The organism is Pseudomonas sp. WS 5010 (assembly GCF_012985565.1).
GTDB lineage: Bacteria > Pseudomonadota > Gammaproteobacteria > Pseudomonadales > Pseudomonadaceae > Aquipseudomonas.
In genome coordinates, this window is the sequence record NZ_JAAQWQ010000006.1 from 507,712 (window position 1) to 522,454 (window position 14,743).

Below are 14,743 nucleotides of genomic sequence, written 5' to 3' on the forward strand. Positions count from 1 at the left end.
GCTCAGCCATCAAGCCTCTCAATGCATGTGTACACACATGAGTCCTAGTCCGACGCTCTTCTTACAGTCGGCGATCTTCTTTGCCCTGATCTTGATAGGCTTAGCGCTCTTCATCAGCCGAAACAAACTGCGCCAGCAAGGCGACCATCCCTCTGACCCACTCCCGCGTGCCCCCACCATGAACCTGGCCCCCAACTTCCCCCAAGACCCTGTCATGCAGCAGCTCCTGCAATTACTGCACGAAGAAATCGGCCTGCCCAAGCACAAGACCATCCGCCTTAAAACCTCGCTCAACTTTGACCTCGGTTGCGACGGCGCAGAAGCCAGGCAGTTTATGGAGACTCTGGAGCAGGCATTTGATCTCGACCTGGGTGACTATGATGCTTATCGTTACTTCAATCCGCCGGTGTTCGATGTATTCCTGAAACACCGCGCCAAGGGCCGTGGCGAGAAGACGCCGCTCACCATCGGCATGCTCTACCTGGCTATCAAGACCCATAGCTGGGATACGCAGACGCTGGAAAACCTGAGCTGAAGAGCTCTGGGGAACTAATGTGGGATGCCTGGTGCACCGCTTTGTTCTCAGGCTCTTCGCCCGCAAGCCGGGTTCCTACAAAACTGTTTCGCGCACAAAAAAGCCGCCCACTAGGGGCGGCTTTTTAACAGCTACCGAATCTTACAACTTCGGACCCGCTGCCTTGATCGCGTCGCTGACTTCAAACTTCTTGAAGTTCTCGACGAACAGGCCGGCCAGGGCCTTGGCTGCTTCGTCGTAGGCAGCCTTGTCAGCCCAGGTGTTACGTGGGTTCAACAGGCCGGTCTCAACGCCCGGTACGGCCAGTGGCACGTCGAGGTTGATGGTGTCCAGGTGCTCGGTTTGCGCACCGATCAACGCGCCGCTCTGGATCGCTGCGATCACCGCACGGGTGGTCGGGATGTTGAAGCGTTTGCCAACACCGTAGCCGCCGCCGGTCCAGCCGGTGTTGACCAGGTAGACCTTGGAGCCGAAGCCACGGATGCGCTTGATCAGCAGCTCTGCGTATTCGCCAGCCGGGCGCGGGAAGAACGGCGCGCCGAAGCAGGTGGAGAAGGTCGACTTGATGCCGCTGCCCGAACCCATTTCAGTCGAGCCCACCAGTGCGGTGTAGCCGGACAGGAAGTGGTAGGCCGCCTGTTCTTCGTTGAGGATCGACACCGGTGGCAGCACGCCAGTCAGGTCGCAGGTCAGGAAGATCACTGCGTTTGGCTCGCCGCCCAGGTTCTTCTCGGAACGCTTGGCAACGTGCTCCAGCGGGTAGGCCGCACGGCTGTTCTGGGTCAGGCTGACATTGGTGTAATCGGCGTGCTTGGCATCGTCGATCACCACGTTTTCCAGGACGGCGCCGTGCTTGATGGCTTTCCAGATGACCGGCTCGTTTTTCTCGGACAGGTCGATGCACTTGGCATAGCAACCGCCTTCGATATTGAACACCACGCCCTCGCCCCAGCCGTGTTCGTCGTCACCGATCAGGTAACGGCTTTCGTCGGCGGACAGGGTGGTCTTGCCAGTGCCCGACAGACCGAAGAACAAGGTCACATCGCCTTCTTCGCCGATGTTGGCAGCGCAGTGCATTGGCAGCACGTCAGCGGCCGGCAGCAGGAAGTTCTGCACCGAGAACATGGCTTTTTTCATCTCGCCGGCGTAACGCATGCCAGCAATCAGGACTTTTTTCTGGGCGAAGTTGAGGATCACGCAACCATCGGAGTTGGTGCCGTCACGCTCAGGGACGCATTCAAAGTTGGCAACGTTGAGCACTTGCCACTCTTCACGCCCGGCCGGGTTGTACTGGGCCGGGTTGATGAACAGGCAACGACCGAACAGGTTCTGCCAGGCAGTCTGGGTGGTCATTTTCACGGCCAGGTAATGCTCTTCGGCAGAACCTACATGCACGTGGGAAACGAAATGCTCTTGCGCGTTGTTGAAAGCCTCGACGCGAGCCCACAGGGCATCGAACTTGTCGGCCGGGAACTTGCGGTTGATCGGGCCCCAGGCAATGGCAGCCTGGGTGGACGGCTCTTCAACGATGAAACGATCGACCGGCGAACGACCGGTACGGTGACCGGTTTCTACGACCAGCGCGCCAGTATCGGCAAGCACGCCTTCACCGCGCTGCAGGGCTTCTTTGACCAGATCGTCAACACTCAGATCGGTGTATACGGCGTTATTGGCTTGCGTCATGAGGTTCCCCGTCGGCCTATGGCCGAGTGCTCCAAACGTTTTGTAGTAGAAAGTTGCGCACTACTACCGCGAAAAAAGTGGGCCGGATTATGCCAGAAAAGCCCAAAAAGAGTAGGGCCCTCCCGTCAGAACACCTCTAATCCGGCGTTTGTCAGGTGATTTACCTGTGCTTAAACGTTTTAGTGGTGGGTGCCCGAAGGGGTGTCAACGCCAGCGCCAGCGAACAATTGGCCGATATCGGCAGCGTCGAACAGGTAGCGCTGGTTGCAGAACTGGCAATCGATCTCGATTCTGCCGCCGTGCTCCACCGCCAGGTTTTGCGCATCTTCCAGGCCCAGGCTCACCAGGGCATTGCCCGAACGCTCGCGGGAACAGCTGCAGTGGAAACGCAACGATTGCGCATCGAACAGGCGCACTTCTTCTTCGTGGTAAAGGCGGTGCAGGATGGTTTCGTTGTCCAGGCCCAGCAGCTCTTCAGCGGTCAGGGTACCGGCCAGGGCGGTCAGACCGCGCCAGCTCTCTTCGCGCTCATCCTCATCCTTGATACGGTCCGCCGGCAGCTGTTGCAACAGCAGGCCACGGGCACGCTTGCCGTCCGCGTTGAGCCAGAAGCGGGTGCCCACTTGCTGGGACATGACGAAATAGTTGGTGAAGCAGTCGGACAGGGTTTCACCGTCCAGGTCGACAATGCCCTGGTAACGCTGGCCAACGGTCGGGTCGATGGTCAACGCCAGCACGCCGTCGGGCATCAGGTCGGCCAGGGTCGCGTCCGCCGGGATCCGGTCTGCGTCATACCGGGCCAGGCCACGGATTTCGCGGTTGCTGGAGCACTCGATCATCAGCATGGGCACCGGGCCTTCGGAACGGGCCTGGAGAATCAGCAAGCCATCGAACTTCATGGTGCCCACCAGCAGCGACGCGGCGGCCATCAGTTCGCCGAGCAACTGCGCGACCGGCTCCGGATAGGGGTGCTTGGCAAGGACTTCGGCATAGCTGCGCTCCAGGGCAACCAGTTCGCCACGCGCGTCGTTGTCGTCAAAGAGGAAACGTTGGGTGAAGTCGGTATCCGGTAGATCAGTCATAGGTCTGGGTATCTGAATTGATGACAAAGTGATGACAATGTTTCTAAAATTATGCGCTTTAGCACCAATTTGGTGCGATTTTCTTCTGATAGGTGAAGAGAGTTTAGAGCGAAGAGGAAACAGTTTATGAACAATCCGGGTTTGTTCCAAGCCAAGTGGAACCTCGGGCGATTGGCCCTGTGCAATTTACTCGCTCTGGGGCTGCTGTGTTTTTGGCTATGGCCCGCGGGCCAGATGCTTTGCGTGATATTCGACGAATGGCTGTTTCATCTGCTCAACGACCCGCTGGCCAGCAACCCGGCCTGGCTGCATGTATGGGCGATCGCCAGCCTGCGCCCCTTTGATGCGGTGGTCGGGGTGATTCTGCTGATGCTGCTGATTCGCGGCGAATGGGTATTCAAGGCGATTGAAGTGCGCCAGGCGTTTTTCGGCTTCCTCGCGATTCTGCTGTTGCTGCTGTTTATCCGCATGCTGTTTTCCAAGCTCGCGGCGCAGATGGGCTGGCAGCATAACAGCCCGTCAATGGTGATCAGCGGGGCGGTCCACATGAGCGATTACTTCCCTGACCTGGAAAAAACCTGGGAATTGAAGGATCGCTCCAGCCAGAGCTTCCCCGGTGATCATGCTTCGGTGCTGCTGATCTGGGGGATGTTCATGAGCGTGTTTGCCAAGCGCGTTGGCCAGGTTGTGCTGATCTGGGCCCTGGCGCTGCTGTTCATGATGCCGCGCCTGGTGGCGGGTGCGCACTGGGGGCAGGACGACTATATCGGCGGTGTGCTGCTGGCGTTGTTGGCACTGGGCTGGGGTTATTACACGCCGTTTGCGGCGAAGGTGTCGGGTTGGCTGCTGCGCGTGACCGCACCGTTATTCGGGTTGTTGCAACGAGTACCTGTGATCAATCGCTTGAGCGTGATCCGCAACGCCTGACCTGTAGGAGCCGGCTTGCCGGCGAAGAGGCCCTCGACGGCACTGCAACTGTTGCAACCGCCATTGCTGGCAAGCCAGTTCCTACAGCAGATAACCGATATTCAGTCGTCATTGCCGCTGCCGCGAAACTTGAACAGGTCGCGGCGCTGTTTCTTGCTTGGCTTGCCGTCGGTGCTCATGCCCAACGCTCCGGCCTTGCGCATGGCTGCCGCATTCTCGCGCTTGGCAATACTGGCAGGTGTCTCGGTGTACAGTGCCTGGGCTTCGGGTGCGCCACGGCGAACGACGGAAAGCGCCTCGACCAACACCGTTTTTTCATCAAACCCGACGCGGATCTGCAACTCATCACCCACACGCGGCTCCTTGCCTGGCTTGCAGCGTTCGCCACGGCAATGCACCTTGCCGCTCTCGATGGCGGCCTTGGCCAAGGCCCGGGTCTTGTAGAAACGTGCGGCCCACAGCCACTTGTCCAAACGAACTTTTTCGTCCTCTTCCTGCTTTTGAGCCACTTGAATTCCTCGCTCTGAAAAATGTCGCAACTTAACAGTCGAAGCCCTTCGACGCACAAACGCCAAGGCTCACCTAAGATACGCCAGGTGTCAGGCAGTTTCCCCTCAGCCGTGGTTTTTTGTGGCGTGAAGATATCTGTCGCCATTTGGTGAATATTCTGCGTGAATACCGCGAATTCGGCGCCAAGCGCTCGTCAACGTTCCTGGGTTGTCACAATCTGTGAGCAGTTGGACGCTAGTGTCGTGTGACGTCGAAACATTTCTGATTGCCGGTTGTTCATATTGAAGACATTTGACCATTTGACCGTTGTCGGTCTGCGTGAATGGGTGGCACTGCCCGATCTGGGAGTGGCGGGCCTGCGCGCGAAGATCGACACCGGGGCCAGTACCTCCAGCCTGCATGCCACCGAGATCGAGCCTTTTGAGCGTGACGGTGAAAAGTGGGTGCGTTTCACCGCCCATCTGGGCAGCGTGGTGCAACTGCGTCACCGGCGCTGTGAAGCGCCGCTGGTGGCGATGAAAACCATTAAAAGCTCCAACGGCCAGGCGCAGGTGCGCTACGTCATCAGCACCACCCTGGCCCTGGGTGATCGGGTATGGCGGGTGGAGTTCACCCTGGCTTGCCGCAAGACCATGCGTTACCGCCTGTTGCTAGGTTCCAAAGCCCTGATCGACGGCCAGTTGGTGGTCAACCCGGGGCTCAAGTACGTTCAAGACAAGCCGGTGTTCCCGGTCTCTACTATTGCTGCCACAGGTGTTGCATGAAGATCGCTGTGCTGTCGCGTAACCCGCGTCTGTATTCCACCCGTCGTCTGGTCGAGGCCGGCACCGAACGGGGCCATGAGATGGTGGTGATCGATACGTTGCGCGCCTATATGAACATTGCCAGTCATAAGCCGCAGATCCACTACCGGGGCAAACCACTGGAAGGCTTCGACGCGGTGATCCCGCGTATCGGTGCCTCGGTGACCTTCTACGGCTGCGCGGTACTGCGCCAGTTTGAAATGATGGGGGTGTTTCCACTCAACGAATCGGTGGCCATTGCCCGTTCCCGGGACAAGCTGCGCTCCCTGCAATTGCTGTCGCGCCGGGGCATCGGCTTGCCAGTGACTGGCTTTGCCCATTCCCCCGATGACATTCCCGACCTGATCGAGATGGTCAACGGTGCCCCATTGGTGATCAAGGTACTGGAAGGCACCCAGGGCATTGGCGTGGTGCTGTGTGAAACCGCCACGGCGGCAGAGTCGGTGATCGAGGCGTTCATGGGCCTGAAGCAGAACATCATGGTCCAGGAGTACATCAAGGAGGCCGGCGGTGCCGATATCCGCTGCTTCGTGGTGGGGGACAAGGTGATTGCGGCGATGAAACGCCAGGCCAAGCCGGGAGAATTTCGCTCCAACCTGCACCGAGGCGGCAGCGCCAGCCTGATCAAGATTACTCCGGAAGAACGCATGACCGCCCTGCGTGCAGCCAAGGTCATGGGCTTGAGTGTGGCGGGCGTGGATATCCTGCGCTCGAACCACGGGCCACTGGTGATGGAAGTGAACTCTTCACCGGGCCTGGAAGGGATTGAAACCACCACCAACAAGGATGTGGCGGGGATCATCATTCAGCATCTGGAGAAGAACAGCGGGCCGAACATGACCCGTACCAAAGGCAAGGGCTGAAATACTCCCTTTAAGGCAACACAAACCAGTGTGGGAGCCGGCTTGCCTGCGATGACTGACTAACATTCAACATCACTGTTAGTTTTTTCGCAGGCAAACCAGCTCCCACATTTGATTTTCGTCGTGGCTTAGACCGCATCTCTTGGCAGCATCAGCCCCAATGGCAAGCGCACTCGCGCTTCCAACCCGCCATCGGCACGGTTACGCAGTTCGACATTGCCACCATGCATCGAAGCAATCCGCCGCACAATCGCCAGGCCCAGGCCGGTGCCTTTGCCACCACGGGCACGATCACCGCGGGTAAAGGGGTTGAAAATGCCCTCCAGCTCCGCCGGATCGATCCCGGCGCCACGGTCCATGACACTCAGCACCACATAAGGCGCATTGGTGTCACCCGACACATAGGCGGCGACTTCCACCTCGGTGCCCGCGTGATGCAAGGCGTTGCCGATCAGGTTGTTCAGCAGGCGCTTCATCGAGACCCGGCGCAACGCAAAGGGCTGGATCGGCTCCAGGCGCATGTGCACCTGCTCGCCATTCTGGTTGTAGGGCGCCACGACCTCGCGGACCAGGTCGGTCAGGTCCACCTCTTCCACCACCTCGTCACGACCATCGCGGATAAACGCGAGGAACTGGTCGAGAATCGCATCCATGTCTTCGATATCACGGACCATGTCATCGGTCAGGTCGGTATGGTTGCCCATCAACTCCAGGGACAGGCGCAAACGTGTCAGCGGCGTGCGCAGGTCGTGTGAAACCCCGGCCAGCATCAGCTCACGCTCACGACCGGCCTGTTCGACATCCTCGGCCATCTGGTTGAACGCGCTGTAGACCTCGGTCATTTCGCTGGGAGTGTCGCTGATCGGCAGGCGCACGCTGCGACCCTGCCCCAATTGCCTGGCCGCAAATACCAGGCGCTTGAGTGGCTGGTTGAGCTGACGCACGAAGATCCAGGCCGACGCAGTGGAAAGCAAGCCAATGGCCAGGAACCAACCGAGCACGTTCCAGATCTTCTGACCCCGCAGCGGGTGGGGATACAACGGCACTTTCAGCCATCCATCCCCCAGGCTCGGGGCTCGCACCCACAAGGCTGGCGAAACATGCATGCGCAGCCGCACCTCAGTATCTTCACCCAATTCGGCCTGCATCTGGCGCTGGTAGATCTCGCTGTAGGGCCAATGCTGTTCGCCCTCCGGCACGCCCGCACCCACCACGCGAGTCAAGGTTGCCGCCTTGGCGATTTTTTCACGATTCTCCGGGTCGGCAGCCCAGTAGGCACGCAACGTCAACGCAACACCGTGACTGTACTGGCGGTCTACCAACACGTCTTCGTTCATCAGCAGGTAAACGAGGGTCAGCGCCTTGGAAAACAGCACGACGATCAGCACCAGCCAAAGGGTGCGGGAGAAGAAACTTTGCGGGAACCACAGCGGGGTTTTCATAGAAGACAGCTAGACACCTGGCAAGAGCGAGCCACGCTCGCAGAATTGCAGACGCCGGGCATCCGGCCGACCCGCTGGGATCGAACTCCGGAATACCCGCATGTGCAAATCATCGGTTACTTGGTTGCCGTGCCATCCGGCACAAACACGTAACCCACGCCCCACACTGTCTGGATATAACGCGGCTTGGACGGGTCCGGCTCGATCATCCGGCGCAGACGGGAAATCTGCACATCGATGGAACGCTCCAGGGCGTCCCATTCACGACCACGGGCCAGGTTCATCAGCTTGTCACGGGTCAGCGGTTGGCGAGCGTTCATCACCAGCGCCTTGAGTACCGCGAATTCGCCCGTGGTGAGCATGTGGACTTCTTCGCCACGCTTGAGCTCACGGGTGGCCAGCGACAGCTCGTAGTCACCAAAGGTCACGCTTTCGTCTTCGCTGCCTGGAGCGCCCGGAACCGGAGCCGCCTGGCGACGCAATACAGCCTTGACCCGCGCCATCAGCTCGTCGGGGTTGAACGGCTTGGCCAGGTAATCGTCGGCGCCCAGTTCCAGGCCCTTGATCCGGCTCAGTTCATCGCCCTTGGCGGTCAGCATGATGATCGGAATCTGGTTGTTGGTGCTGCGCAGGCGCTTGCAGGCGGTCAGGCCGTCTTCACCGGGCAACATCAGGTCGAGTACGACCAGGTTGAAGACCTCGCGCCCCAGCAGGCGGTCCATCTGCTCGGTGTTCGGCACCGCGCGGGCACGGTAGCCCTTGGAGGTGAAGAACCGCTCCAGCAGGCTGCTCAGCCCCGGATCGTCATCAACGATGAGAATTTTTTCGCCTTCAGCAGTTTGTGCAGTGCTGCTCATTGGATGCTCCTCTTATCTGGCGCGCATTATGGCTTAGCTGCCGTTATACGCACGGTACGCATTGTTAGCAGATTTTTCTCCAACCACCAGTACGCCTGCTCCTGGCGCAATCCCCCCAAGGACGGATCGCTGGTTATAATGCCGCGCCTCAGTGCCGGGCAATACCAAGGCCGGCCTGGTGTTTTTTTCATCTGCTAGTCGTGACTTTTTCGATTTCGAGGGTCAATAGGCTGCCTCTTGACCCAGGCAGCGGCGCCAGTCGGGCCGCTCAACCAGCCGCGCAGGGCCTTGTTTTGCGGGCCTGCACACTGCTTTCAAGAATTTCAGGTGGTTTTATGGACAGCATCAACAGCCGCATCGCCGAGGAACTCGGTGTACGCCCACAACAGGTCGAAGCGGCCGTCGCTCTACTGGATGAAGGCTCCACGGTGCCCTTCATCGCCCGTTACCGTAAAGAAGTGACCGGCAGCCTCGATGATATCCAGCTGCGACATCTGGAAGAACGCCTGCGCTACCTGCGAGAACTCGACGAACGGCGTGTCAGCATCCTCGCCAGCATCCAGGAGCAGGGCAAGCTGACCCCGCAACTCGAACGCGACATCAAGCTCGCCGACACCAAGACCCGCCTCGAAGACCTGTACCTGCCGTACAAGCAGAAGCGCCGCACCAAGGGCCAGATCGCCCTGGAAGCCGGCCTCGGCGAACTGGCAGACGGCCTGTTCAACGACCCGTCCCTGGCCCCGGAAACCGAAGCTGCGCGCTTTGTCGATGGCGAAAAAGGCGTGGCCGACGTCAAGGCGGCCCTCGAAGGCGCCAAGTACATCCTCATGGAGCGCTTCGCCGAAGACGCCAACCTGCTGGAAAAACTGCGTAACTACCTGAAACAGGAAGCCACCCTCAGCGCCCGCGTGATCGCCGGCAAAGAGGAAGAAGGCGCCAAGTTCCGCGATTACTTCGAGCACGACGAACCGCTCAAGAGCATGCCGTCCCACCGCGCCCTCGCCATTTTCCGCGGGCGCAACGAGGGCATTCTCAGCTCCGCGCTGAAGGTCGGCGACGAACTGCCGGGCACCATGCACCCGTGCGAAGGCATGATCGGCCAACAATTCGGCATCCAGAATCAGAATCGTCCTGCGGACAAATGGCTCGGTGAAGTCGTGCGCTGGACCTGGAAGGTCAAGCTCTACACCCACCTGGAAACCGACCTGCTGGGCGAACTGCGCGACGGCGCCGAGACCGAGGCGATCAACGTATTCGCCCACAACCTGCACGACCTGCTACTCGCCGCGCCGGCCGGCCCGCGCGCGACCCTGGGCCTGGACCCGGGCCTGCGCACCGGTTGCAAGGTCGCCGTGGTCGACGCCACCGGCAAGCTGCTGGACCACGCCACCGTGTACCCGCATGTACCCCACAACAAGTGGGACCAGACCATCGCCATCCTGGCCGCCCTGTGCGCCAAGCACGCGGTAGACCTGATCGCCATCGGCAACGGCACCGCCAGCCGAGAAACCGACAAGCTGGCCCTGGAGCTGATCAAAAAATACCCAGGCATGAAAATGACCAAGGTCATGGTCTCCGAAGCGGGCGCTTCGGTGTACTCGGCGTCGGAGTTGGCCTCCAAGGAATTCCCGGACCTCGATGTGTCGATCCGTGGCGCAGTGTCCATCGCGCGCCGCCTGCAGGATCCACTGGCCGAACTGGTGAAGATCGACCCTAAATCCATCGGCGTCGGCCAGTACCAGCACGATGTGTCGCAGCTGAAACTGGCGCGCGGCCTGGATGCAGTAGTGGAAGACTGTGTGAACAAGGTCGGCGTCGACGTGAACACCGCCTCGGTCGCCTTGCTCGCGCGGATTTCCGGCCTCAACTCCACCCTGGCGCAGAATATCGTCACCCATCGTGATGAAAACGGCGCGTTCAAGACCCGAGCGGCACTGAAAAAAGTTGCACGCCTTGGCGAAAAAACCTTCGAACAGGCCGCCGGCTTCCTGCGCGTGATGAACGGTGACAACCCGCTGGACGCCTCGGCGGTCCACCCGGAAGCCTACCCGCTGGTGCAACGCATTGCCGCTGAAACCGACCGCGATATCCGTTCGCTGATCGGTGACGCCGGGTTCCTCAAGCGCCTGGATCCAAAGAAGTACACCGACGAAACCTTCGGCGTGCCGACCATCACCGACATCCTGCAAGAGCTGGAAAAACCCGGTCGCGACCCGCGTCCCGAGTTCAAGACCGCCGAGTTTCAGGAAGGCGTCGAAGACCTCAAGGACCTGCAGTTGGGGATGATCCTCGAAGGCGTGGTGACCAACGTGACCAACTTCGGTGCGTTTGTTGACATCGGCGTGCATCAGGACGGTTTGGTGCATATTTCTGCGCTTTCGGAGAAGTTCATCAAGGATCCGCGTGAGGCGGTGAAAGCCGGGGATGTGGTCAAGGTCAAGGTCATGGAAGTCGATATCCCGCGCAAACGCGTGGGTCTGTCGATGCGTATGAGCGATACCCCCGGCGAGAAAATCGACGGCGCCCGTGGCGCACGCCCAGGTTCAGCGCCGCGCCAGTCGCAAAACCGCTCTGAAAACACTGCACCGCGCAAGGAAACCGCCACCGCAGCCCCGGCCAACAATGCCATGGCTTCGTTGTTCGCCAACGCCAAGCAACTGAAAAAACGCTGATGGAGCTGCCAGCCGGCCTGACCCACAGCGCTTTCAGCGAACTGCTCGGCTGCCGCCTGCAACGCCTGGACCAGGGCGTTGCCGAGGTTGCCCTGAGCCTTGAGCCGCAACTGCGCAACCGCGCGGGCAAGCTCCATGGCGGAGCGATTTTCAGCCTGGTGGACATTGCCATGGGGCTGGCCTGTTCCAGCGCCCATGGTTTCGACCAGCAGAGTGCGACCATCGAGTGCAAAATCAATTACATCCGTGCCGTGTCCGACGGTGACGTGCTGTGTACCGCCCGGGTCATCCACCCCGGCCGGCGCACGCTGGTGGTCGAGGCCGAGGTGTATCAGGACGAAAGACTCGTCGCAAAAGCACAAGGCACCTTCGCTGTCCTATAGCTCCCAGTCATCAATTTGGGTTAATTTCGGCGCTGCAAAAACAGCGTCGGAATTTTCTTCCTGCGCTATAGCCTAATTCAGGGAATGAAGTCGGCACTTTCAGAGCAGGTTATTCCGGCTCGAAAACCAGGCGATAACGCCAGTTTTAACTTCACCCTTGTAGACCGTCTTGCCCACCCCCATATTGGGGCGACTGACGCGTGAAGGAATCCAACTTGAGCGAACTTCTCAACCGCCGCCTGGCTCTGCTCGGCAAGCGCGAACACTTCTCTTTGCTTGAGCATTGCCTGCACGGCATCGAGCGTGAATGCCTGCGTGTCACCGGCGAAGGCCGCCTGGCTCAAACGCCGCATCCAGAGGCCCTGGGCGCGGCATTGACCCATGAATCGATCACCACCGACTATTCCGAGTCGCTGCTGGAGTTCATCACGCCGGCGCTGCCCAACCCGGCAGATACCCTGCGCAGCCTCGACAAGATTCATCGTTTTGCCTACAGCAAGCTCGGCAACGAGTACCTGTGGAGTCCATCGATGCCGTGCCCGTTGCCGGCCGAGGAAGATATTCCGATTGCCTACTACGGCACCTCCAACATCGGACAGCTCAAGTACGTGTATCGCAAGGGCCTGGCCCTGCGCTACGGCAAGACCATGCAGTGCATCGCCGGGATCCACTACAACTTTTCCCTGCCGGAAGAGCTGTGGCCGCTGCTCAAGGAAACCGAGGGTTTCGTGGGCACCGACCGTGACTACCAGTCCACGGCCTACATCGCCCTGATCCGTAACTTCCGCCGCTACAGCTGGCTGCTGATGTACCTGTTCGGTGCCTCGCCGGCCCTGGATGCGGGTTTCCTGCGCGGACGTTCCCATCAGCTTGAACAGTTCGATGCCGACACCCTGTACCTGCCATATGCCACCAGCCTGCGCATGAGCGACCTGGGTTACCAGAGCAACGCCCAGGCGGGCCTGACCCCTTGCTACAACGATCTGGCCAGCTACACCGACAGCCTGCGCGAAGCGGTGGCAACGCCCTACGCGCCCTACGTCGAAGTCGGCACCCATAAGGATGGTGAGTGGGTCCAGCTCAACACCAACATCCTGCAGATCGAAAACGAGTACTACTCCAACATCCGCCCCAAACGCGTGACCTACACCGGCGAGCGGCCGATCCAGGCGCTGATGGCCCGTGGCATCCAGTACATCGAAGTGCGCTGCCTGGACATCAACCCGTTCCTGCCGATGGGCATCGACTTGCCGGAGTCGCGCTTCCTCGACGCGTTCCTGCTGTATTGCGCGCTGAACGACAGCCCGCTGTTCGAAAACAACGAGTGCGCCAATGCCACGTCGAACTTCCTCAGCGTGGTCAAGGAAGGCCGGCGCCCGGGCCTGCAATTGCAGCGTCGCGGCGAATCGGTGGAAATGAAGGAATGGGCCGCCGAGCTACTGGAAAAAATCGCACCGCTGGCTGCGCTGCTCGACCAGAGCCAGGGCATCAACGAACACAGCCAGGCACTGGATGCCCAGTTGGCGAAGATCAAGGACTCCTCCCTGACCCCGTCGGCCCAGGTGTTGGCGACCATGCAGGAGCGCAAGGAAAGCTTCGCGCAGTTCTCCCTGCGTCAGAGCGAAGTGCATGCCGAGTACTTCCGCAGCGAGCCGTTGCCGGCGGACGAACAAGCACGCTTTGAAGAGCTGGCCCGCAGTTCCCTGGCACAACAGGCCGAGCTTGAGCAGAACGAAGTGGGCGATTTCGATGTGTTTGTCGGGTCTTACCAGGCCAGCATCCTGGCGATCAGTAACTGACACGCCCTTTGTAGGAGCGAGCTTGCTCGCGAAAAACTCAAGCACGCCGCGTTTATCCAAGCCGAACGCGTCATCGTTAAGGTTTTTCGCGAGCAAGCTCGCTCCTACATAAGCTAATTCGAAAATGTTATTTATTTTCGGATTCTTAGATCATTTAGTCTCCTCCCACGCCGACCCTAGGCCGCCTGATGAGGAGCTACACCATGAAACTGCCTTCCCCTTTGCGCCTCCTGGCGGCTGTATCCCTGGCCGGCGCCAGCCTGCTTGCCCAGGCGGCCGACGTGACCATCGCCTATCAGACCACCGTTGACCCGGCCAAAGTCGCCCAGGCCGACGGTGCTTATGAAAAAGCCACGAACGCCACTATCGACTGGCGCAAATTCGACAATGGCGCCGATATCATTGCCGCCATCGCTTCCGGCGATGTGCAGATCGGCTACCTCGGTTCCAGCCCGCTGACCGCGGCCATCACCCGCAAAGTGCCGGTGCAGACCTTCCTCGTCGCCACTCAGATCGGCGGCGCCGAAGCCCTGGTGGCGCGCAACGGTTCCGGGATCAACAGCCCGCAGGACCTGATCGGCAAGAAAATCGCCGTACCGTTTGTCTCAACCGGCCACTACAGCCTGCTGGCCGCGCTCAAGCATTGGAACATCGACCCATCGAAAGTCACCGTACTCAACCTCGCCCCGCCCGCCATCATTGCCGCCTGGAAGCGTGGCGATATCGATGCCACTTATGTCTGGGACCCGGCCCTGGGCGTGGCCAAGGAAAACGGCAAAGTGCTGATCACCTCCGGCGAACTGGCCAAGTTCGGCGCGCCGACCTTCGATGCCTGGATCGTGCGTAAGGACTTTGCCGAGAAGCACCCGGAAATTGTCAGCGCCTTCGCCAAAGTCACCCTCGATGCCTACGCCCAATACCGTAAAGACCCACAAGCCTGGCTGGCCGACAAGGGCAATGTCGACAAACTGGTGAAGCTCTCCGGCGCCAAGGCCAGCGACATTCCGCTGCTGCTGCAAGGCAACGTCTACCCGCTGGCCGCTGATCAAGTAACCCTGCTCGGCGCCCCGACCACCAAGGCCGTGGCCGACACCGCCGCGTTCCTCAAGGAACAAGGCAAGGTCGAGGCCGTGCTGGCGGACTACGCCCCTTACGTCAGCGCCAAGTTCATCCCTAACTGATCAGGA

Annotated in this window: 13 protein-coding genes; 8 read left to right on the top strand and 5 right to left on the bottom strand. The window is 60.0% G+C overall.

From position 1 onward, the window contains the following. Positions 1 to 178 precede the first annotated feature (178 nt). Positions 179 to 535, top strand: a complete 357-nt coding sequence (locus HBO11_RS22475) for a DUF1493 family protein (RefSeq protein WP_169954007.1) — start codon at positions 179 to 181, stop codon at positions 533 to 535. A 141-nt stretch (positions 536 to 676) separates the two neighbouring features. Here the strand turns inward: HBO11_RS22475 and HBO11_RS22480 are convergent, their stop codons facing one another. Together HBO11_RS22480 and hslO are read right to left on the bottom strand one after the other, a co-directional pair. Continuing rightward, complete coding sequence (locus HBO11_RS22480; protein WP_057437065.1) at positions 677 to 2,218, bottom strand: phosphoenolpyruvate carboxykinase; 1,542 nt, start codon at positions 2,216 to 2,218, stop codon at positions 677 to 679. 179 nt (positions 2,219 to 2,397) lie between these two features. Then, positions 2,398 to 3,300 carry an Hsp33 family molecular chaperone HslO gene (gene hslO / locus HBO11_RS22485; RefSeq protein WP_169953891.1) on the bottom strand — a complete coding sequence of 301 codons (903 nt, stop codon included), beginning with the start codon at positions 3,298 to 3,300 and terminating at the stop codon, positions 2,398 to 2,400. Positions 3,301 to 3,426: 126 nt separating this feature from the next. On the opposite strand from hslO, the gene HBO11_RS22490 reads away from it, so the two are divergent. Continuing rightward, positions 3,427 to 4,227, top strand: a complete 801-nt coding sequence (locus HBO11_RS22490) for a phosphatase PAP2 family protein (protein WP_169953892.1) — start codon at positions 3,427 to 3,429, stop codon at positions 4,225 to 4,227. A 101-nt stretch (positions 4,228 to 4,328) separates the two neighbouring features. Here the strand turns inward: HBO11_RS22490 and HBO11_RS22495 are convergent, their stop codons facing one another. Beyond that, positions 4,329 to 4,736 (bottom strand): S4 domain-containing protein, encoded by a 408-nt coding sequence (locus HBO11_RS22495; RefSeq protein WP_169953893.1) that lies wholly within the window; start codon positions 4,734 to 4,736, stop codon positions 4,329 to 4,331. A gap of 315 nt (positions 4,737 to 5,051) precedes the next feature. Here HBO11_RS22495 and HBO11_RS22500 point away from each other — a divergent pair, with 315 nt between their 5' ends. Both HBO11_RS22500 and rimK read left to right on the top strand, forming a co-directional pair. Beyond that, positions 5,052 to 5,501, top strand: a complete 450-nt coding sequence (locus tag HBO11_RS22500; RefSeq protein WP_169851488.1) for an ATP-dependent zinc protease — start codon at positions 5,052 to 5,054, stop codon at positions 5,499 to 5,501. Further along, positions 5,498 to 6,403, top strand: a complete 906-nt coding sequence (gene rimK, locus HBO11_RS22505) for a 30S ribosomal protein S6--L-glutamate ligase (protein WP_038445187.1) — start codon at positions 5,498 to 5,500, stop codon at positions 6,401 to 6,403. Before HBO11_RS22500 ends, rimK begins: the two co-directional genes overlap by 4 nt. A gap of 128 nt (positions 6,404 to 6,531) precedes the next feature. Here the strand turns inward: rimK and HBO11_RS22510 are convergent, their stop codons facing one another. Together HBO11_RS22510 and ompR are read right to left on the bottom strand one after the other, a co-directional pair. After that, positions 6,532 to 7,845 (bottom strand): ATP-binding protein, encoded by a 1,314-nt coding sequence (locus tag HBO11_RS22510; protein WP_169953894.1) that lies wholly within the window; start codon positions 7,843 to 7,845, stop codon positions 6,532 to 6,534. Between the two features lie 116 nt (positions 7,846 to 7,961). Then, the gene (gene ompR, locus HBO11_RS22515) at positions 7,962 to 8,702 is read right to left on the bottom strand and encodes a two-component system response regulator OmpR (protein ID WP_032856582.1); all 741 of its coding nucleotides are present in this window, start codon (positions 8,700 to 8,702) and stop codon (positions 7,962 to 7,964) included. Positions 8,703 to 9,037: 335 nt separating this feature from the next. Between ompR and HBO11_RS22520 the strand changes: the two genes are divergently transcribed. The 4 genes from HBO11_RS22520 to tauA all read left to right on the top strand — a co-directional run bounded on the left by HBO11_RS22520 (position 9,038) and on the right by tauA (position 14,737). Continuing rightward, the gene (locus tag HBO11_RS22520) at positions 9,038 to 11,374 is read left to right on the top strand and encodes a Tex family protein (protein ID WP_169953895.1); all 2,337 of its coding nucleotides are present in this window, start codon (positions 9,038 to 9,040) and stop codon (positions 11,372 to 11,374) included. Next, entirely contained in the window at positions 11,374 to 11,757 is a 384-nt protein-coding gene (locus tag HBO11_RS22525) for a PaaI family thioesterase (protein ID WP_169953896.1), read from the top strand. The genes HBO11_RS22520 and HBO11_RS22525 overlap by 1 nt, the downstream gene beginning before the upstream one ends. A 215-nt stretch (positions 11,758 to 11,972) precedes the next feature. Continuing rightward, positions 11,973 to 13,556: a glutamate--cysteine ligase gene (gene gshA / locus HBO11_RS22530; RefSeq protein WP_169953897.1), complete on the top strand. Its 1,584-nt coding sequence runs from the start codon at positions 11,973 to 11,975 to the stop codon at positions 13,554 to 13,556. Between the two features lie 203 nt (positions 13,557 to 13,759). Continuing rightward, positions 13,760 to 14,737 (top strand): taurine ABC transporter substrate-binding protein, encoded by a 978-nt coding sequence (gene tauA, locus HBO11_RS22535; protein ID WP_169953898.1) that lies wholly within the window; start codon positions 13,760 to 13,762, stop codon positions 14,735 to 14,737. Positions 14,738 to 14,743: the final 6 nt, after the last annotated feature.